We start from the raw sequence: 19,403 nt of genomic DNA, 5'->3' as shown, positions 1-19,403 counted from the left end.
AGGCCGCGGGAAGCCCGCCGATGGCTGACCGCTCCTACCTCGACTGGCCGTTCCTCGAGCCGCGCCACAAGGCGCTGGCCGGAGAGCTGGAGGCGTGGTGCGCGGCCAACCTGCCGGTCGACCACGCCGACGTCGACGCGGCCTGCCGCGACCTGGTCGCCCGGCTCGGCCGCGACGGCTGGCTCGCCGCCACGGCGGTCGACCCGGCCGATCCGCAGCCGCTCGACGTGCGCGCGCTGTGCCTGACGCGCGAGACGCTGGCGCGCCACGACGGGCTGGCCGACTTCGCCTTCGCCATGCAGGGCCTGGGCACCGGGGCGATCAGCCTGTTCGGCGATGCCGGGCAGCGCCGGTGGCTGGCACGCACGCGGGCCGGCACGGCGATCTCCGCCTTCGCGCTGAGCGAGCCGCGCTCGGGCTCCGACGTCGCCAATCTGGAGATGCGCGCGACCCGCGACGGCGACGGCTACGTGCTCGACGGCGAGAAGACCTGGATCTCAAACGGTGGCATCGCCGACCTCTACACCGTGTTCGCGCGCACCGGCGAGGCGCCGGGCGCCAAGGGCATCTCCGCCTTCCTGGTGCCGGCCGACACGCCGGGCCTGAGCGTCGCCGAGCGGCTCGAGACGGTGGCGCCGCATCCGCTCGGCCGGCTCGTCTTCGACGGCGTGCGGGTGCCCGCGTCCGCGCTGATCGGCGCGGCCGGCAGCGGCTTTCGCATCGCCATGTCGGTGCTCGACGTGTTCCGCTCCACGGTGGCGGCGGCCGCGCTCGGCTTCGCGCGGCGCGCGCTCGACGAGAGCCTGGCGCGGGCCGGCAGTCGCGAGCTGTTCGGCGCGCCGCTGTTCGACCTGCAGATGGTGCAGGGCCAGCTCGCCGAGATGGCGCTCGACGTCGACGCCGCCGCGCTGCTCGTCTACCGTGCCGCCTGGACCAAGGACAGCGGGGCGCCGCGCGTCACCCGCGAGGCGGCGATGGCCAAGCTCTACGCCACCGACCGGGCGCAGAGCGTGATCGACAAGGCGGTGCAGCTGCACGGAGGGGACGGCGTGCGGCGCGGCCACATCGTGGAAAGCCTCTACCGGGAGATCCGCGCGCTGCGGATCTACGAGGGCGCCTCGGAAGTGCAAAAGGTGGTCATCGCCAGACAGGTGATGGCGGGAGGATGAGCATGCTGGGACCCAGCGGACACACCGACAGCTTCGCGCGCGACAACCTGCCGCCGCGCGAGGAATGGCCCGATTTCCTGCTCGACGGCTTCGACTACCCCGAGCACGTCAACATCGGCGTCGAGCTGACCGACCGGCTGGTCGAGCGCGGCTTCGGCGACCGCACCGCGCTGATCGGCAACGGCCGGCGGCGCACCTACAAGGAGCTCGCCGACTGGACCAACCGGCTGGCCCGGGCGCTGGTCGAGGATTACGGCGTCAAGCCGGGCAACCGCATCCTGATCCGCTCGGCCAACAACCCGGCGATGGTCGCCTGCTGGCTCGCCGCCACCAAGGCCGGCGCGGTCGTGGTCAACACCATGCCGATGCTGCGCGCCGGCGAGCTGACCAAGATCGTCGACAAGGCGCAGGTCTCGCTGGCGCTGTGCGACACCCGGCTGATGGACGAGCTCGTCACCTGCGCCAAGACCAGCGCCACGCTGACGCAGGTCGTCGGCTTCGACGGCACCGCCAATTTCGACGCCGAGCTCGACCGCGTCGCGCTCAACAAGCCGGTGCAGTTCGAGGCGGTGAAGACCGGCCGCGACGACGTCGCGCTGCTCGGCTTCACGTCGGGCACGACGGGCGTGCCCAAGGCGACGATGCACTTCCACCGCGACATCCTGATCATCGCCGACGGCTACGCCCGAGAGGTGCTGCAGGTGACGCCGGAGGACGTGTTCGTCGGCTCGCCGCCGCTCGCCTTCACCTTCGGCCTGGGCGGCCTGGCCGTCTTCCCGCTGCGCTTCGGCGCGGCGGCGACGCTGCTCGAGAACGCCTCGCCGCCGAACATGATCGACATCATCGAGACCTACCGCGCGACCGTCTCGTTCACCGCGCCGACCGCCTACCGCGCCATGCTCAAGGCGATGGACGAGGGCGCCGACCTGTCGTCGCTGCGCGTCGCGGTGTCGGCCGGCGAGACGCTGCCGGCGCCGGTCTTCGAGGAGTGGACGCAAAAGACCGGCAAGCCGATCCTCGACGGCATCGGCGCGACCGAGATGCTGCACATCTTCATCACCAACCGGCTCGACGACATGGCGCCGGCGACCACCGGCCGGCCGGTCACCGGCTACGAGGCGCGCGTCGTCGACGCCGACATGAACGAGGTGCCGCGCGGCAGCGTCGGCCGGCTCGCCGTGCGCGGGCCGACCGGCTGCCGCTATCTCGCCGACCCACGCCAGCGCGACTACGTGCGCGACGGCTGGAACCTGACCGGCGACACCTTCGTGCAGGACGAGGCGGGCCGCTTCCATTTCGCGGCGCGCTCCGACGACATGATCCTGTCGTCGGGCTACAACATCGCCGGCCCTGAGGTGGAGGCGGCGCTGCTGTCGCATGCCGAGGTGCTGGAATGCGCGGTGGTCGGCGTGCCCGACGAGGAGCGCGGCCAGATCGTCGAGGCGCATGTCGTGCTGGTCGACGGCGTGGCGCGCGACGCCGCCACGGTCAAGCGGCTGCAGGACCACGTCAAGGCGACCATCGCGCCGTACAAGTATCCGCGCTCGGTGCGCTTCATCGACGCGCTGCCCAAGACGCAGACCGGCAAGGTGCAGCGCTTCCGGCTGCGCGAGGACGCCTGAGCGATGCGCCCCGGCAGAGACGCGCCCGCCCTCGCCCTGCACGCGCGCGGCAGCCGGCCCGGCGCCGCAGGCGACGGAGCGGCCGCATGACCGCGCACGACCCCTTCCTGGCGACGCGCCGGCAGTTCGCGCTGCCCGACGGCGTGATCTATCTCGACGGCAACTCGCTCGGCCCGCTCAGCCATGCCGCGCGCGCCCGCGTCGCCCGCGCCGTCGAGGCGGAGTGGGGCGGGATGCTGATCCGCGGCTGGAACGAGGCGAACTGGATCGACCTGCCGCGCACGGTGGGCGACAAGATCGCCCGCCTGGTCGGCGCGCCGGCGGGCTCCGTGGTCGCCGGCGATTCCACCTCGATGAACCTCTACAAGGTGCTGACGGCGGCCCTGGCGATGGCCGGCGAGCGCACGGTGATCCTGTCGGACAGCGGCAACTTCCCGACCGACCTCTATGTCGCGGAGACGGCGGCGGCCGCGCTCGGCCGCGGCCATGCGCTCAGGATCGTCGCGCCGGAGGCGGTGGCCGAGGCGATCGACGCACGCGTCGCCGTCCTCATGCTGACGGAGGTCGACTACCGCACCGGGCGGCGGCACGACATGGCCGCGCTGACGCGCCGGGCGCACGACGCCGGGGCGCTGACCATCTGGGACCTCGCCCATTCGGCCGGCGCGCTGCCGATCGACCTGACGGCGGCCGGCGCCGACTTCGCCGTCGGCTGCGGCTACAAATATCTCAACGGCGGGCCCGGCGCGCCGGCCTTCCTCTATGTCCGGCCGGATCTCGCCGAGCGCGTCAGCCCGGCGCCGGGCGGCTGGATGGGCCATGCCGCGCCGTTCGCCTTCGAGACCGGCTACCGGCCGGCGGCGGGCGTCGAGCGCATGCTGGTCGGCACGCCGCCGATCCTGTCGATGAGCGCGCTCGACGCCGCGCTCGACATCTGGGACGGCATCGCCATGGAGACGGTGCGCCAGCGCTCGATCGCGCTGTCGGAGCGCTTCATCGCCGAGGTCGAGGCGCGCTGCCCCGCGCTCGCGCTCGCCTCGCCGCGCGATCCGGCCGCGCGCGGCTCGCAGGTCTCCTTCCGCTTCGCCGAGGGCTATGCCGCCATGCAGGCGCTGATCGCCGACGGCGTGATCGGCGACTTCCGCGCGCCCGACATCATGCGCTTCGGCTTCGCGCCGCTCTACGTCGGCGAGGAGGACGTGGTGACGGCGGCGGAGCGGCTGGAGCGCGTCCTGGGCGAGGAGCGCTGGCGGCAACCGCAGTTCCGGACACGGGCCAAGGTGACATGAGCGAGCACGAGCGCCGCGACGACGAGGGCGAAGCGGCCGCCGCCGTGCGGCCGCCGATGTCCTACAGCGAGTATCTGCGCCTCGACCGCGTGCTCGACGCGCAGTCGCCGCTGTCGGACGCGCATGACGAGCTGCTGTTCATCGTCCAGCACCAGACCTCGGAGCTGTGGATGAAGCTCGCCATCCGCGAGATCGTCTCGGCGCGCGGCCTGATCGCGGCCGACGACCTGCGCCCGGCGTTCAAGATGCTGACGCGGGTGGCGCGCATCTTCGAGCAGCTCAACAGCGCCTGGGACGTGCTGCGCACGATGACGCCGAGCGAGTACACGCGCTTCCGCGACGCGCTCGGCCAGTCGTCCGGCTTCCAGTCGTGGCAGTACCGGGCGATCGAGTTTCTCGCCGGCAACCGCAACCTGGCGATGCTGAAGCCGCACGCGCACGACCCGGCGATCACGGCGCGGCTCGAGGCGATCCTCGCCGAACCGAGCCTCTACGACGAGGCGATCCGGCTGCTGGCGCGCCAGGGCTTCGACGTCGGCGCGGAGGCCGCTCGCACCGACTGGCGCGCGAAGCGGGCGCCGAGCGCCGCGGTGCAGGCGGCCTGGACGACGGTCTACCAGGCGCCGGAGCGGCACTGGGCGCTCTACGAGCTGGCCGAGAAGCTGGTCGATTTCGAGGACTACTTCCGCCGCTGGCGCTTCAACCACGTCACCACGGTGGAGCGCATCATCGGGTTGAAACGCGGCACGGGCGGCACGTCCGGCGTTTCCTACTTGCGAAAGATGCTGGATGTGGAACTGTTCCCCGAACTCTGGCACCTGCGCACGGAGCTTTGAAGAAGGCGGTCCGGCGGGGCACACCCGCCGGCCGCGCAAAAAACGGAACCGGAAAGAGGGAGAGAACGCGATGAAGACGATCCTTTCGGCAGGCCTGCTCGGCCTGTCCGTGGCATTCGCCGGCACGGCCGTCGCAGAGCCGGTCAAGATCGGCATGATCACCACGCTGTCGGGCGGCGGCGCCGGGCTCGGCATCGACGCGCGCGACGGCTTCATGCTGGCCATCGAGCAGGCCGGCAACGACGAGATCGAGGTGGTGATCGAGGACGACGCGCGCAAGCCGGAGCTTGCCGTGCAGATCGCCGACAAGATGGTGCAGAGCGACAAGGTCGACCTGATGACCGGCATCATCTGGTCGAACCTGGCGATGGCCGTCGTGCCGTCGGTGACGGCGCAGGACATCATCTACCTGTCGGTCAATGCCGGCCCGTCGGCGCTGGCCGGTGCCGGCTGCAGCCCGAACTACTTCAACGTCGCCTACCAGAACGACAATTTCCACGAGGCGATGGGCAAGGCCGCCAACGAGGAGTTCAAGAAGACCTTCATCATGGCGCCCAACTACCCGGCCGGCCAGGATTCGCTGACCGGCTTCAAGCGCTTCTACGAGGGCGACCTCGCCGGCGAGGTCTACACCAAGCTCGGCCAGACCGACTACGCCGCCGAGATCGCCCAGATCCGTGCCTCGGGGGCGGATTCGGTGTTCATCTTCCTGCCCGGCGGCATGGGCATCGCCTTCACCAAGCAGTACGCCCAGTCCGGCGTCGACCTGCCGCTGCTCGGCCCCGCCTTCTCGTTCAGCCAGGACGTGCTGCCGGCGATCGGCGACGCCGCGCTCGGCGTCAAGAACACCGCCTCCTGGGCGCCCGATCTCGACAACGAGGCCAACAAGGCCTTCGTCGCGGCCTTCCAGGAGGCCTATGACCGGCTGCCCTCGGTCTACGCCGCGCAGGCCTACGACACGGCGAACCTGATCCTGTCGGCCGCCGGGAAGGCGAGCGTCGAGGACAAGGAGGCATTCCGCGCCGCGCTGAAGGAAGCCGACTTCGAGTCGGTGCGCGGCAACTTCCGGTTCAACACCAACAACCACCCGATCCAGGACTTCTACGTCCGCGAGGTGGTGAAGGTCGACGGCACGCTGACCAACAGCATCGTCGGCACCGCCTTCACCGACCACGAGGACGCCTACGCCTCCGAGTGCAACATGTAGGCCACGCGGTCCGACGGCGCCGCCTGCCTTGCGGGCGGGCGGCGCCGCACGCCAGCCGTGCCGCGGCGCCCCGCGCGCCGCGGCGCGCCGGCCGCGCCCGCCCGATGCCCTGCATGCCGCCAGCCCGGCCAAGGCACCGCCCGACACCCTGAGAACCGGAACCGCCCTTGTCCCTTGCCCTCTTCATAGAGCAGCTTCTCAACGGCCTGCAGTTCGGCGTCATGCTGTTCCTGATGGCCGCCGGCCTGACGCTGATCTTCGGCGTCATGGGGCTCATCAACCTGGCGCACGGCTCGCTGTTCATGGTCGGCGCCTTCGCCTGCGCCTCGGTCGCGGCGGCGACCGGCTCGTTCTGGCTCGGGCTCGCGGCCAGCCTGGCGGCGGCGGCGGCGGCCGGCGCGGTCATCGAGATCCTCGTCATCCGGCGGCTCTACGACCGCGACCATCTCGACCAGGTGCTCGCCACCTTCGCGCTGATCCTGATCTTCTCGGAAGGCACGCGCTGGGTGTTCGGCTCGTTCCCGCTCTATCTCGACATTCCCGCCCTGCTGTCGGGCGCCGTGCACCTGCCGGGCGGCGCGCAGTATCCGGTCTACCGGCTGGCGGTGATCGGCGTCGGCATCCTCGTCGCCGTCGGCCTCTACCTGCTGATCGGCCGCACGCGGCTCGGCATGCGCATCCGCGCCGGCGAATCCGACCGCGAGATGATCGGCGCGCTCGGCGTCGACATCCGCACGCTCTACACACTGGTCTTCGCGCTCGGCGCGGCGCTCGCCGGGCTCGCCGGCGCCATGGTCGGCGCGCTGCAGTCGGTGCAGGTCGGCATGGGCGAGCCGGTGCTCATCCTCGCCTTCGTGGTCATCGTCATCGGCGGCATCGGCTCGATCAAGGGCGCGCTGGTCGGCTCGATCCTGGTCGGCGTCACCGACACGCTCGGCCGCTTCCTGCTGCCGGCCGCCTTCGGCCTGGTGATGGAGCCGTCGGCGGCGGCCGGCGTCGGCGCGGCGCTCGCCTCGATGCTGATCTACGTCGTCATGGCGCTGATCCTCGCCGTCAGGCCGCAGGGCCTGTTCTCGGCGCATGCGTGAGGACCGCCGCATGAGCCGCGAAACCGCCGTCAGCCTCGCCTTCCTGGCGCTGCTCCTCGCCCTGCCCTTCGCCGCACAGGCGCTCGACGAGCCGTTCTACATCACGCTGGCCACGCGCATGGCGATCCTGGCGCTGGCGGCGACCGGGCTCAACATCGCGCTCGGCCTCGGCGGGCTCGTCTCCTTCGGCCACGCCGCCTTCTTCGGCATCGGCGGCTATGCCGCCGGCATCCTGGCCACGCACGCCTTCAACAACGAGCCACTGCTGCTCGGCCTGCCGGGCACCAACCAGATGATCGTGATGTGGATCGTCGGCGCCGCGGTGGCCGGCCTGGTGGCGCTCGCCATCGGGCTGATCAGCCTGCGCACCTCCGGCGTCTACTTCATCATGATCACGCTCGCCTTCGCGCAGATGATCTACTACTTCGCCATCTCGTGGCCCGCCTATGGCGGCGAGGACGGGCTGTCGATCTACGTGCGCAACGCCTTTCCCGGCGTCAACACGCTCAAGCCGATGAGCTTCTTCCTGATCTGCTACGCGCTGCTCCTGGCCGCGCTGGCGCTGTTCTGGCGGCTGCGCGACTCGCGCTTCGGCGCCGCCCTGCAGGCGGGCCGGCAGAACCCGGTGCGGCTGGCCGCCGTCGGCATCGCGCCGTTCCGCATCCGGCTCGTCGCCTTCGTCGCCTCGGGCATGGTGACGGCGGTGGCCGGCGCGCTGTTCGCCGACCTCAACCGCTTCGTCAGCCCCTCGATGCTGTCCTGGCACATGTCGGGCGAGCTGATCGTGCTGATCATCCTGGGCGGCGTCGGCCGGCTCGCCGGCGCGGTGGCGGGCGCCATGCTCTACGTGCTGTTCGAGTTCGTGCTCGGCGGCATGACCGAGCACTGGCAGCTGTTCCTCGGCCTCATCCTGCTCGCCGTCGTGCTGTTCGCGCGCGGCGGGCTGATCGGCCTGCTTGCCGGGAGGCCGCGCCATGGCTGAACAGGTGCTCGCGCTCGACGGCCTGGAAAAGCGCTTCGGCGCGCTCAAGGCGACCGACGGCGTCAGCCTGACGCTCGAGGACGGCGAGATCCACGCGCTGATCGGGCCGAACGGGGCCGGCAAGTCGACGCTGATCCACCAGATCGCCGGCACGCTGAAGCCGGACGCCGGCTCCATCCGCTTCCTCGGCCGCGACATCGGCCATCTCGGCGTCGCCGAGCGGGCGCGGCTCGGCCTCGGCCGCACCTTCCAGGTGTCGTCGCTGGCGCCGGAGTTCTCGGCGCTGCGCAACGTCATGCTGGCGGTGCAGGCGCGACAGGGCTCGAGCTTCCGCTTCTGGCGCCCGGTGATGCGCGACGCGGCGCTGACCGAGCCGGCGATGGCGGCGCTGGAGCGCGTCGGCCTCGCCGGACGGGCGCGGGTGCCGGCGGCCGAACTGTCGCACGGCGAGCGCCGCCAGCTCGAGATCGCCATCGCGCTGGCGCTCGGCTCGCGCGCCTTCCTGCTCGACGAGCCGATGGCCGGCATGGGGCCGGAAGGCTCCAAGGCGCTGACCGGCTTCCTCGACGGGCTGCGCGCGGAAGCGCCGATCCTGCTCGTCGAGCACGACATGGACGCCGTCTTCGCGCTCGCCGACCGCATCTCGGTGCTGGTCTACGGCCGCATCATCGCGACCGGCAGCGTCGAGGCGATCCGCAACGACCCCGCCGTGCGCGAGGCCTATCTCGGGGAGCCGGCGTGATGCTGCTCGAAGTCGACGGTCTGGAGACCTTCTACGGCGCCAGCCAGGCGCTGTTCGGCGTCGAGCTGGCGGTCGCCGAAGGCGAGGTTGTGGCGCTGATGGGCCGCAACGGCATGGGCAAGACGACGACCATCCGCTCGATCCTCAACCTGACGCCGCCGCGCGCCGGGCGGGTGCGCTTCGCCGGCCAGGAGATCGCCGGCCGGCGGCCGCACCGCGTCGCGCGCATGGGCATCGGCCTGGTGCCGGAGGGGCGGCGCTGCTTCCCCAACCTGACGGTGGACGAGAACCTGGCCGCCGCCGCCAGGCCCGGCCGCTGGACGCTGGAGGCGGTGCGCACGCTGTTTCCGCGGCTCGCCGAGCGGCGCGGCCAGTCGGCCAATACGCTGTCGGGCGGCGAGCAGCAGATGCTGGCGATCGGCCGCGCGCTGATGACCAACCCGCGGCTGCTCGTTCTCGACGAGGCGACCGAGGGCCTGGCGCCGGTCATCCGGCAGGACATCTGGGCCTCGATCCGCACGCTGAAGCAGGAGGGGCTGTCGATCCTGATCGTCGACAAGACCCTGAGCGAGCTTCTCAGGCTCGCCGACCGCTGCACGATCCTGGAGAAGGGGAGCACGGTGTGGACCGGCGCCCCCGGCGCGCTCGACGCCGCGCTGCAGGACCGCCACCTCGGAGTTTGACAGGCCGGAGAATGACATGACCGCCAGCACCACCGCCCACCAGTTCCTGCAGCCGGACGGCTGGAAGCCCGCGCGCGGCTATGCCAACGGCATCGCCGCCGAGGGCCGCACGGTCTTCCTCGGCGGCCAGATCGGCTGGAACGGCAACCAGGTGTTCGAGACCGACGACTTCATCGGCCAGACGCGCCAGGCGCTGCAGAACATCGCCGACATCCTCGCCGAGGCCGGCGGCCGGCCCGAGCACATCGTGCGGCTGACCTGGTTCATCACCGACAAGCGCGAGTATCTCAAGCGCCTGCCGGAGCTCGGGCCGGCCTACCGCGCGGTGATGGGCAAGCACTTCCCGGCGATGAGCGTGGTCCAGGTGGTCGCGCTGATCGAGGACGAGGCGAAGGTGGAGATCGAGGCGACCGCGGTCCTGCCCGCCTGACGGCACGGCTCCGCCGCCGGGCGGGACAACCCGGCGGCGGCGGCATCGTGGGTCAGAACAGCGGCGCCTTGCCGACGACGCGGCTGCGCGCGATCCACGGCGTCTGGCGGCCGTCGGTCTGCGCCATCACCCGCTTCTTCAGGTAGAAGTAGAGCTCGTCGAGGTCGAGCGTGCCGGAGCCGTCGAGATCGACGCCGGGTTCGCCGCGCCGGGCGATCGCCTCGGCCAGCGCCACGGTGAAGTAGCCGCCGTCGGCGGCCGGGCTCTCCAGCGAGAACTGCCGCCCCTTGGATGCGGCCAGCACCGTGACCGACAGCGCGCCGTCGCCGACCAGCGCGGCGACCGCGCCGTCGTTGGTCGCGTCGCCGACGCTGCCGGAATGGCAGGCGTCGAGGAACACGAAGATGCGGCCGTCGAGCGTGGCGAGCCGCCCGGCGAGCCCGTCCCAGGCGAGCGCCGTGCCGTCGAGCGCGTCGAGCGCGGTGTCGCGGGTGGCCAGGAAGAAGCGGCCCGCCGCGTCGCGCACGCCGTGCCCGGCGACGAAGAACATCACCGTGTCGCGCGGCGTCACCACCTGCGACAGCCGCTGGAAGGCGGCGGCGAAGGCCGCGTCGAGGCCGCGCGCGTCGATGAACGGGCCGACCAGCTCGACCCCCGCGTAGAGCCCGTCGTCGAGCGTCCGCAGCGCATCGGCGAAGCGTTGCGCGTCGGCCGCGGCATAGCGCAGCGGCGCCAGCGCGGCGCTGTCGTAGCGGTCGGTGCCGACGGCGACGGCGAACAGGCGGCCGCGGTCGCCCTGCGGGGCGAGCGGCACCGAGCGCGGCCGGCTCTGCGCCCCCGCCGCGTCGACGGCGACCAGGGTGAGCCAGCGGGCGCCGGCCGCCGCCTCGGCGTCGACGGCGCCGGAGAAGCTCGCCCCCTCGAGCGGCCGCCGGGCGGCGAGCGCGCCGTCGCGATAGACGCGCAGCTCGGCAAGCCCGGTCGGCGAGGCGGCCTCGACGGCGAGCCCGGCGCCTTCGGCCGCCGCATCGCGCGCCACCGCCAGGCGCGGCGGGGCGGCCGCCGGCTCCGCGGCGACCGGTGCGCCGTCGAGCACGGCGCGCAAGAGGTCGGGCCGGTTCAGCCGGTCGCCCATCTGCGCCAGGCTGTAGAGCTCCGGCCGGCCGGCGAAGCGCAGATGGGCGAACTGGGCGCCTTCCGGCGTCGCCACGTAGTGGCCGGCCTCGTCGAAGATCACCATCTCGTCGTCGACGTAGCGGCCGCGCAGCACCGCCTCGCCGGTGGCGAGCCGGTGGATCGCCAGGCTGCCGTCGGCGCCGACCTGCAGGAAGTGGCGGCCGTCCTCGGTGGCGAGGAAGCGCGAGCGGTGGCTGTGCGTGGTCAGCGGCACCGGGCCGCGCAGGGTCAGCGCGCGGTGGTCGATGATGTAGAGCTCCTCGCCGACGGGAAGCAGGATGAAGCGACCGGCGGCAAAGACCGGCGCGACGTCGGTGTTCTCGGCGCGCTGGTGGACCGACTGGTCGAGCTTGGCGAGCCCGTCGCCGCCGGCCGCGCGCAGCGCGCCATAGGCCGCTTCCTTCTTGGCGCCGTCGCGGTAGAGGTTGGGCGGGTCGTCCGGCAGTTGCGCGGCCTCGTAGAAGCGCCGGTCGAACAGCAGGTTGTAGTGGCGCTTCTCCAGCCCGTCGGCGACGAACAGGTCGAACTGGCTGATCGCCAGATTGCCGACGGTGCCGATGCCCTGGCAGGCGGCATGGGTGAGCCACACCGTGCGGCCGCCCGTATCGGCGAAGCGCCAGGCGCCGGTCAGGTTGTTCGCCAGCCGGTCGCCGCTCGGCCAGCAGCCGAGCGCCTGGTCGAAGATCGCCTGCGCGCGCGGCACGTCGGCTGCGACCGCCGACATCGCCGCGGCGCGAAAGGCCTCGAGCTCGCCGAAATAGAGCGCCGCCTTCTCGTCGTCGGTCAGCGCCATGGCGTCGACCTCGAACATGCGCGCGTTGAGATTGCCGCCGAACACGCGGGCCGGGTCGGGCGGCGCGAAGCGCAGGCCGAGCAGCGTGCCGGCGAGGCCCTCGGCCGTGCGGCCGGTCGCCTGCGGCGCGAGCCCGACGGCGCCGCGCGCGGCGCCCGCCGCCATCAGCGCGCCGGCGTCCGCCCCGTCGAACAGGGCGCCGCGCACGCTCGCCACGTCCGCCGCGGGATGATCGGGCGAGCGCGCGGCGATGCGCTCGGGCTCCTCGATGTTGTCGAACGCCTCGGCGAGGTCGTCGATGTAGCGCAGGTGCGAGGCGGCGACCTGCGGATCGTCGGCGAGGCCGGCAGGGCCGGCGCCGCGGCCGCGGCCCGCCCGCGCGAGCGCGCTGCGGGTCGCCTCCACATGGTCTTCTGCGAAGCTGCGCTCGCCGCCGGCATCACCGACCAGATAGCGCTCGGTGACCAGGTTGAAGGCGTCGAGACCGGGGCTGCCGTCGGCGTCGAAGGAGACCACCATGCCGTCGGCGAGCGCGAAGCGCTGGCCGCCGCCCTCGAGGAACTCGAGCCGCGGCCGCGCCTCGCTGCCCGGGTCGGGATCGACCAGCAGGCTGATCACGTGGCCGGGCGGCTGCAGCATCTTCCACCATTTGGCCGGCACCACCAGGAAGGCGTCGCCATAGGCCCACAGCGCCGGCGGATCGGGCCGCGCGACGACGCCGCCCGACAGAAGGTCGACCACCTCGAATTTCGGCATGCTGGAGCCGGCGGTGAAGAAGCGGCACGCGCCCTCGACCGCCCCCGACAGCGCCGCGACGAAGCGGCCGGAGGGCGAGAAGTCGGGGCAGTGGCCGGCCCGGTCGAGGATCTTGGCGCCGGTGGCGGTGTCGAACACCTGGTAGTGGCCGTCGAAGACGAGCAGCCGGTGGCGGCCGTCGCGCGAGGCGATCGCCGCCTGCGGCCGGCTCGGGTCGTAGAGGTCCTGCACGACGACCTGGGCGCGGCGCGCCTCGACGCTCACGCGGTGGGTGCCGACCTCGGTGAGCTGGCGCTCGCCGCACGCCGTGCTGGCGACAACGGCCCAGGACAGCCCGAAGCGGCCCTCGCGATACGGCTTCACGGCATAGCGCCCGGCGCTCGGATTGCCGGCGACGTGCAGCGGCGTGACCGCCCGCATCCACTCCTCGGCGAAACCGATGCCGGCGGGACCCGGCGTGCCGCCGGGAAACGGCACGAATCCGTTGCCGCCGAAGCGCACCGCATCGATGCTGACGAGCACGAGATAGACGCGCGCGTCGCCCTCGTAGAGGCCTACCGCGCTTTGCCAGCGAACCGTCAGCGGCTCGCCGGCGACGACCGTGTCGGCCGCCTCGAAGGCGACGCTGACGCCGGCCGCGAAGCGCTCGAGCCGCTCGAATTCGGCGGTGCACTCGGCCGCTGTCGCCGTCGCCACCGTAGCGAGCCACACGCCCGCCGCCACGCAGTGCCGCCGCACGGCCCGCAGGCCGTCTGCCATTCGCCCCATCCGTCGCCTCCCGCCATCGATCCCGGTCGCCACGGCGCGAGTGTGCGCGGCGGCATGCCGCCGGGTCAAGCGCCGGCGGCCGGGCCAGGCCGGCGGATCGCCGGACAGCAGCGTAGCGCACAAAAAAGTGCCGCCGTGGTGGAGGGGGAACCACGGCGGCCTTACTCAAAAGGTGCGGCAGCCCGGAGAGGGGGGATGAGGCTGCCGCTATTGTCCGGTTCAGGCGGGGGACGGGCCTTTTTCCGGACTCGGCAATTAAAACTTGCCGATGACTGCGATTTGTGTCTCGGAAAATGGCGATTCAAGGGCTGCCACATTACAAGTTCGTAACAAAGCCGTGAACGCCGCGCGGCGCCGGCCGATCGGCCCGGCAGCCGGGCTTTGCCGTGGACAGGAGCGAGGCCAGCGGCTACCGGTGCTAGCCATGAAAAAAGGCGATCACCTGTTCCTCGTCGACGGCTCCGGCTACATCTTCCGCGCCTACCATGCGCTGCCGCCGCTCAACCGCAAGTCCGACGGCCTGCCGGTCGGTGCGGTGCTCGGCTTCTGCAACATGATCTGGAAGCTTTTGCGCGACGCGCGCGACACCGCCGTCGGCGTGACGCCGACGCATTTCGCGGTGATCTTCGACCATTCGGCCGAGACCTTCCGCAACGCGCTCTATGCCGACTACAAGGCCAACCGCTCGGAGCCGCCGGAAGACCTGGTGCCGCAGTTCGCGCTGATCCGCGAGGCGACGCGCGCCTTCGACCTGCCGTGCATCGAGATGGAGGGCTTCGAGGCGGACGACCTGATCGCGACCTATGCGCGGCTGGCGACCGAGGCGGGCGGCGACGCCACCATCATCTCCTCCGACAAGGACCTGATGCAGCTCGTCGGGCCGGCGGTGTCGCTCTACGACCCGATGAAGGACCGCGAGATCGGCGTGCCCGAGGTGATCGAGAAGTGGGGCGTGGCGCCCGACAAGATGATCGACCTGCAGGCGCTGACCGGCGATTCGATCGACAACGTCCCCGGCGTGCCGGGCATCGGGCCGAAGACGGCGGCGCAGCTTCTGGCCGAGTACGGCGACCTCGACACGCTCCTGGAGCGGGCCGCCGAGATCAAGCAGAACAAGCGGCGCGAGAACCTCATCGCGCATGCCGACGCCGCGCGGCTGTCGCGCGAGCTGGTGCGGCTGCGCACCGACGTTGCGGTGACGGAGCCGCTCGACGCGCTCGGCCTCAACCCGCCGGACGGGCCGAAGCTGGTCGCCTTCCTGAAGGCGATGGAGTTTTCCACGCTGACCCGCCGGGTCGCCGAGGCGACGGCGACGGAGGCGGCCGAGATCGAGCCGGCGCATGTCGCGGTGGCGCCGGGCGAGGCCGCGCACGGGCCGGACATGCCGGCCGCGCGCGCCGCACCGGCCGGCGAGACCGGGACAGCGGCGGCCGGCGAGCCGGCGCCCGACACGCCGGCCGCGCTCGCCAAGGCGCTGGCCGACGCGGCCCCGGCATCGGCGGTCGACCGCACCGCCTATCGCTGCATCCGCACGCGGGCCGAGCTCGAGGCGTGGGTGGCGGAGGCGCGCGAGGCCGGCGTCGTCGCCTTCGACACCGAGACCACCTCGCTCGACCCGATGCAGGCGGAGCTGTGCGGCATCTCGCTCGCCGTGGCGCCCGGCCGTGCGGCCTATGTGCCGCTGACGCACAAGAGCGGCGCCGACGACCTGCTCGGCGGCGGCCTCGTCGACGGCCAGATCCCGACCGGCGAGGCGCTCGCCGTGCTGGCGCCGCTGCTGGCCGACCGCGCCGTGCTCAAGGTCGGCCAGAACGTCAAGTACGACTGGCTGCTGCTCGCCCGGCTCGGCATCGAGGTGGCGCCGCTCGACGACACGATGCTGATCTCCTACGTGCTGGAGGCCGGCAGCGGCGGGCACGGCATGGACGCGCTGTCGGAGCGCTGGCTCGGCCACGTGCCGATCCCCTACAAGGACGTGTGCGGTTCCGGCCGCAGCCAGGTGACCTTCGACATGGTCGACCTCGAGCGCGCCACCGCCTATGCGGCGGAGGACGCCGACGTGACGCTCAGGCTGTGGCAGGTGCTCAAGCCGCGCCTCGTGGCGGCCGGGCTGGTGTCGGTCTACGAGCGGCTGGAGCGGCCGATGATCGCCACCATCGGCCGCATGGAGCAGCGCGGCATCGCCGTCGACCGGCAGATCCTGTCGCGGTTTTCCGGCGATTTCGCGCAGACGGCGGCGGCGATCGAGGAGGAGATCTACACGCTGGCCGGCGAGCGCTTCACCATCGGCTCGCCCAAGCAGCTCGGCGAGATCCTGTTCGGCAAGATGGGGCTGCCGGGCGGCAGCAAGACCAAGTCCGGCCAGTGGTCGACCTCCGCCCAGGTGCTCGAGGAGCTGGCGGCGGCCGGCCACGCGCTGGCCCGCAAGATCGTCGACTGGCGCCAGGTGACCAAGCTGAAGTCGACCTACACCGACGCGCTGCCGGGCTACATCAACCCCGAGACCGGGCGCGTGCACACCTCCTACTCGCTCGCCTCGACGACGACCGGGCGGCTGTCGTCGTCGGAGCCTAACCTGCAGAACATCCCGATCCGCACGCCGGAGGGGCGCAAGATCCGCACCGCCTTCGTCGCCGAAGAGGGGCGCCGGCTGATCTCGGCCGACTACAGCCAGATCGAGCTGCGCGTGCTGGCCCATGTCGCCGACATCCCGCAGCTCACCCAGGCCTTCGCCGAGGGCATCGACATCCACGCCATGACCGCCTCGGAGATGTTCGGCGTGCCGGTCGAGGGCATGCCGCCGGAGGTGCGCCGGCGCGCCAAGGCGATCAATTTCGGCATCATCTACGGCATCTCGGCCTTCGGCCTGGCCAACCAGCTCGCCATCCCGCGCGAGGAGGCCGGCGCCTACATCAAGCGCTATTTCGAGCGCTTCCCCGGCATCCGCGACTACATGGAGGCGACCAAGGCCCGGGCGCGCGAGACGGGCTATGTCGAGACGATCTTCGGGCGCCGGGCGCACTATCCCGAGATCCGCTCGGCCAACCCGCAGGTGCGCGCCTTCAACGAGCGCGCGGCGATCAACGCGCCGATCCAGGGCTCGGCCGCCGACATCATCCGCCGCGCCATGGTGCGCATGGACGCAGCGCTCGCCGAGGCCGGCCTCGGCGCGGTCGGCATGCTCCTGCAGGTGCACGACGAGCTGGTCTTCGAGGCGCCGGAAGAGACGGTCGAGGCGGCGATCCCGGTGATCCGCGCGGTGATGGAGAACGCCACCATGCCGGTGCTGACGCTCAAGGTGCCGCTGCAGGTCGACGCGCGCGCGGCAGCCAACTGGGACGAGGCGCACTGAAGCGTTTCCAGGCGACGTGAAGACCGGTTCGCCGTCCGGAAAGAACGTTAGAACAACAAGTTAGAGCCGATCTGCGATTCCATGAAGAGCAGAGCGGCGCCGAGACGCCGGGCGGCGCCCGCTCAGCCGCCGTCGCGCCGCACGAACACCACGTCGCCGCCTTCGTGGCCGACCTTGTGGATCGGCCGGTACTGCGGCTCCTGGTCGGCGTTGGCGGCCACCGCCTGGAGGATGTAGCGGTCGAACAGCTCGCGCGCGGAGAAGGCATCCGCCTCCATCTCGCGCAGGCCCGTGAGCAGCGCCCGGGCGAACACCGAGTGGCCGTCGCCGCCCAGATCGTCGACCGGCTCGTTGCCGCCCGACGAGATCAGGATGCGCGAGCGCCGCTCGGCCATCTTGAGCAGCGCGCGCATGCGCTCCTCCCCCGCCTCGACGGTCTCGCCGCCGGCGCCGCCGCGCATCATGGCGCCGGAAAAGCAGGAATCGGAGATCAGCACGACGTTGCCCGCCTGCATGCGGCTGACGGCGTCGGAGATGGCGGCCGCGCTCAGATAGGTGAACGGCACGCGGTGCTGCGCGTCGGCGGGGATCCAGTAGGCGTTGGTCGTCGACTGCTCATACTCGCCATGGCCGGCATAGTAGATCAGCACGGTGTCCTTCTCGCCGACCGCCAGCCCGACATGGTGCAGCGTCGCCTGGATGTCGCGCGCGGACGCGTCCTTCAGGACCAGCGGCACGCGGCGGCCGCCGGGGTCGGTCAGCTCGGTCAGGAACCCGTAGCGCGCGGCCAGCACCTCGGTCAGCGCATCGGCGTCGGCAAACGGCGTGGTCAGGCTCTCGAAGCCCGTCTGCGGCGCGTAGTTCTGGTTGGCGATGACGACGGCATAGCGCCGACCCTCGCCCTCGAGCGCGGTCTTGTCGCCCTCGTAGAGGATGTCGAGCCGGCGCTCGTGGATGCGCCCGTCGGTCATCAGCGCGACGATGCCGATGGTGTTGAGCCCGGTCTTGAGGCGGGCGGTGTGGGCGAAGCGGCCGGCCCGGTCGAGCGTGGCGACGGCGCCGTCGATGACCACCGCGCCGACTGGCGAGGCGCCGTCGACGAAGCCTTCGATGGCGATCTCCGGCCGCTCGACGGCCGCGGCGCCGCGCTTGGGCGCCGGCCGGGTGACGACGATCGGGTTGCGCTGCGGCAGGCTGGCCGTCCCCGACAGGAGCACCAGGTCGGGATCCGACGCCTCGGCGCGGTAGCGCTGCGTGCCGCCGGCCAGGTCGGGCTCCGCGTCGGGCTCCGCCTGCAGGCTCTCGGCGAGAGCGCGCACGGTCAGCCCGTCGCGGTTCTGGATCGCGGCGGCGAGGCGGAAGGTGAAGACGCCGAAGGTCTTCTTGCCGCCGTCGCCGCGGTCGTACTCGATCTCGGTCGAGTTGCTGTCGCCGATGCTCGAATAGAGCGCCGCGAAGTCGCCGTGGTCGGGCAGCAGCGTGAGGGCGGCCTCGCCGGTTCCCCCGTCCGGCTGGTCCGGCGGCGGGCCGGTGTCGCGCCGCCAGAAGCGGTCGACGTCGACGCGCCGCTGATGGCCGGCCACGTCGGCCAGCGACGCGTAGCTGGTATCGAGGATGACGGCGATGTCGGCCGCGCGGTTGCGCACCGCCGTCACGTAGTCGTTGATCATGCGCGCCGGCACCACGTCGAGAAAGGACTCGTCCTCGTTGTTGAGGAGCAGGTAGAGCCGCTCGCTCCGGGCGCGGGCGAAGCTGTCGAGCGCCGCGAGGTCGGCCGACACCTCGGCCATGCAGTCCTCGTCGCCGCCGCACACGCCATGGGGATCGCGCAGCGCCTCCAGCTTCGGTCCGGCCGGCGGCTCCTCCATGTGGCGCTTCAGCGGCGCGTAGGCCTCCTCGCCGCCGACGACCTGCCGGACCGCCCAGGCCATGTCCTCGTAGCGGCCGGCATAGCCGCCGAAATAAAGCAGCACCTGGTCGCCGCAGCGCGTTTCGGCGAGCGTGCCGGCCATCGCCGCGGCAAGGCGCTGGCCGGTGGCCGCCGCGCCCGTCAGCACCGCCACGTCCGCCGCGCGCACGCCGCGCGCGGCGAGCGAGGCGGCGAGCAGGCCGACGTCGTTCTCCGGCCCGGCGAGCGGCGCCTGACTCGGGTGCGGCGCGACCGCCCCGACGAGGATGGCGCGGGTGCGCGGCGGCGCGCCGCCGGCCGCGCAGGCCGGCGGATCGGCGACCAGTGCGGCACGGTCGAGCGGCGGCGCGACCATGCCGGGCACGTGTCTGGCGAGCAGGGCGTGCACCGCGTCGGCATCGGCGATCAGCGCGACAAGCGGGTGCCCGCCGCCGGCCTCGGCCGGCGGTTCGCCGTCGGTCTGTTGCCGCGCGCCGCCGTCGGCCGCGCCGGGCGGCCCGGCGGGCGCCGGCTCGATGAGGATGCCGGCCGCCGCCGGCATGGCGGCGAGCGCGAGCACGAAACCAAGCAGCATCGGCGCTGCGCCGCATCGCGGCATCGT

Annotated in this window: 13 protein-coding genes; 11 read left to right on the top strand and 2 right to left on the bottom strand. The window is 72.2% G+C overall.

All coding sequences use genetic code 11. The features are described 5' to 3' along the window. Positions 1 to 20 precede the first annotated feature (20 nt). The 10 genes from N1F89_RS06885 (at position 21) to N1F89_RS06840 (ending at position 10,048) form a co-directional block, all read left to right on the top strand. A complete protein-coding gene (locus N1F89_RS06885; protein ID WP_290082797.1) occupies positions 21 to 1,169 on the top strand; it encodes an acyl-CoA dehydrogenase family protein in 1,149 nt (382 codons plus the stop codon). Between the two features lie 2 nt (positions 1,170 to 1,171). Beyond that, complete coding sequence (locus tag N1F89_RS06880) at positions 1,172 to 2,791, top strand: AMP-binding protein (RefSeq protein WP_290082794.1); 1,620 nt, start codon at positions 1,172 to 1,174, stop codon at positions 2,789 to 2,791. 86 nt (positions 2,792 to 2,877) lie between these two features. Next, complete coding sequence (gene kynU, locus N1F89_RS06875; RefSeq protein ID WP_290082793.1) at positions 2,878 to 4,080, top strand: kynureninase; 1,203 nt, start codon at positions 2,878 to 2,880, stop codon at positions 4,078 to 4,080. Beyond that, entirely contained in the window at positions 4,077 to 4,916 is an 840-nt protein-coding gene (gene kynA / locus N1F89_RS06870) for a tryptophan 2,3-dioxygenase (protein ID WP_290082791.1), read from the top strand. Before kynU ends, kynA begins: the two co-directional genes overlap by 4 nt. A 70-nt stretch (positions 4,917 to 4,986) precedes the next feature. Next, complete coding sequence (locus tag N1F89_RS06865) at positions 4,987 to 6,123, top strand: ABC transporter substrate-binding protein (protein ID WP_290082789.1); 1,137 nt, start codon at positions 4,987 to 4,989, stop codon at positions 6,121 to 6,123. 167 nt (positions 6,124 to 6,290) lie between these two features. Continuing rightward, on the top strand, positions 6,291 to 7,211 hold the full coding sequence (locus N1F89_RS06860) for a branched-chain amino acid ABC transporter permease (RefSeq protein ID WP_290082787.1): 921 nt from the start codon (positions 6,291 to 6,293) through the stop codon (positions 7,209 to 7,211). Positions 7,212 to 7,221: 10 nt separating this feature from the next. Continuing rightward, positions 7,222 to 8,193 (top strand): branched-chain amino acid ABC transporter permease, encoded by a 972-nt coding sequence (locus tag N1F89_RS06855; RefSeq protein ID WP_290082785.1) that lies wholly within the window; start codon positions 7,222 to 7,224, stop codon positions 8,191 to 8,193. After that, positions 8,186 to 8,935 (top strand): ABC transporter ATP-binding protein, encoded by a 750-nt coding sequence (locus tag N1F89_RS06850; RefSeq protein WP_290082783.1) that lies wholly within the window; start codon positions 8,186 to 8,188, stop codon positions 8,933 to 8,935. Before N1F89_RS06855 ends, N1F89_RS06850 begins: the two co-directional genes overlap by 8 nt. Next, complete coding sequence (locus N1F89_RS06845; RefSeq protein WP_290082781.1) at positions 8,932 to 9,618, top strand: ABC transporter ATP-binding protein; 687 nt, start codon at positions 8,932 to 8,934, stop codon at positions 9,616 to 9,618. Before N1F89_RS06850 ends, N1F89_RS06845 begins: the two co-directional genes overlap by 4 nt. A gap of 16 nt (positions 9,619 to 9,634) precedes the next feature. Continuing rightward, complete coding sequence (locus N1F89_RS06840; RefSeq protein ID WP_290082780.1) at positions 9,635 to 10,048, top strand: RidA family protein; 414 nt, start codon at positions 9,635 to 9,637, stop codon at positions 10,046 to 10,048. 52 nt (positions 10,049 to 10,100) lie between these two features. Here the strand turns inward: N1F89_RS06840 and N1F89_RS06835 are convergent, their stop codons facing one another. Then, the gene (locus N1F89_RS06835) at positions 10,101 to 13,532 is read right to left on the bottom strand and encodes a caspase family protein (protein WP_290082779.1); all 3,432 of its coding nucleotides are present in this window, start codon (positions 13,530 to 13,532) and stop codon (positions 10,101 to 10,103) included. A 433-nt stretch (positions 13,533 to 13,965) separates the two neighbouring features. Here N1F89_RS06835 and polA point away from each other — a divergent pair, with 433 nt between their 5' ends. Then, a complete protein-coding gene (polA, locus tag N1F89_RS06830; RefSeq protein ID WP_290082778.1) occupies positions 13,966 to 16,893 on the top strand; it encodes a DNA polymerase I in 2,928 nt (975 codons plus the stop codon). A gap of 122 nt (positions 16,894 to 17,015) precedes the next feature. On the opposite strand, the gene N1F89_RS06825 is transcribed toward polA, so the two are convergent. After that, positions 17,016 to 19,376, bottom strand: a complete 2,361-nt coding sequence (locus N1F89_RS06825; RefSeq protein WP_290082776.1) for a caspase family protein — start codon at positions 19,374 to 19,376, stop codon at positions 17,016 to 17,018. Positions 19,377 to 19,403 lie beyond the last annotated feature (27 nt).

Origin of the sequence: Aquibium sp. A9E412, from assembly GCF_030398335.1 — a bacterium.
Lineage (GTDB): Bacteria > Pseudomonadota > Alphaproteobacteria > Rhizobiales > Rhizobiaceae > A9E412.
The sequence above is the reverse complement of the archived record's forward strand: the minus strand, read 5'-3'. Positions and strand labels throughout refer to the sequence as shown.

Excerpts from the sequence above, each read along its gene's own strand:
- N1F89_RS06885 (WP_290082797.1), top strand. The coding sequence starts at position 21 with ATGGCTGACCGCTCCTACCTCGACTGGCCGTTCCTCGAGCCGCGCCAC.
- N1F89_RS06880 (WP_290082794.1), top strand. The coding sequence starts at position 1,172 with ATGCTGGGACCCAGCGGACACACCGACAGCTTCGCGCGCGACAACCTG.
- kynU (WP_290082793.1), top strand. The coding sequence starts at position 2,878 with ATGACCGCGCACGACCCCTTCCTGGCGACGCGCCGGCAGTTCGCGCTG.
- kynA (WP_290082791.1), top strand. The coding sequence starts at position 4,077 with ATGAGCGAGCACGAGCGCCGCGACGACGAGGGCGAAGCGGCCGCCGCC.
- N1F89_RS06865 (WP_290082789.1), top strand. The coding sequence starts at position 4,987 with ATGAAGACGATCCTTTCGGCAGGCCTGCTCGGCCTGTCCGTGGCATTC.
- N1F89_RS06855 (WP_290082785.1), top strand. The coding sequence starts at position 7,222 with ATGAGCCGCGAAACCGCCGTCAGCCTCGCCTTCCTGGCGCTGCTCCTC.
- N1F89_RS06850 (WP_290082783.1), top strand. The coding sequence starts at position 8,186 with ATGGCTGAACAGGTGCTCGCGCTCGACGGCCTGGAAAAGCGCTTCGGC.
- N1F89_RS06840 (WP_290082780.1), top strand. The coding sequence starts at position 9,635 with ATGACCGCCAGCACCACCGCCCACCAGTTCCTGCAGCCGGACGGCTGG.
- N1F89_RS06835 (WP_290082779.1), bottom strand. The coding sequence starts at position 13,532 with ATGGCAGACGGCCTGCGGGCCGTGCGGCGGCACTGCGTGGCGGCGGGC.
- polA (WP_290082778.1), top strand. The coding sequence starts at position 13,966 with ATGAAAAAAGGCGATCACCTGTTCCTCGTCGACGGCTCCGGCTACATC.
- N1F89_RS06825 (WP_290082776.1), bottom strand. The coding sequence starts at position 19,376 with ATGCTGCTTGGTTTCGTGCTCGCGCTCGCCGCCATGCCGGCGGCGGCC.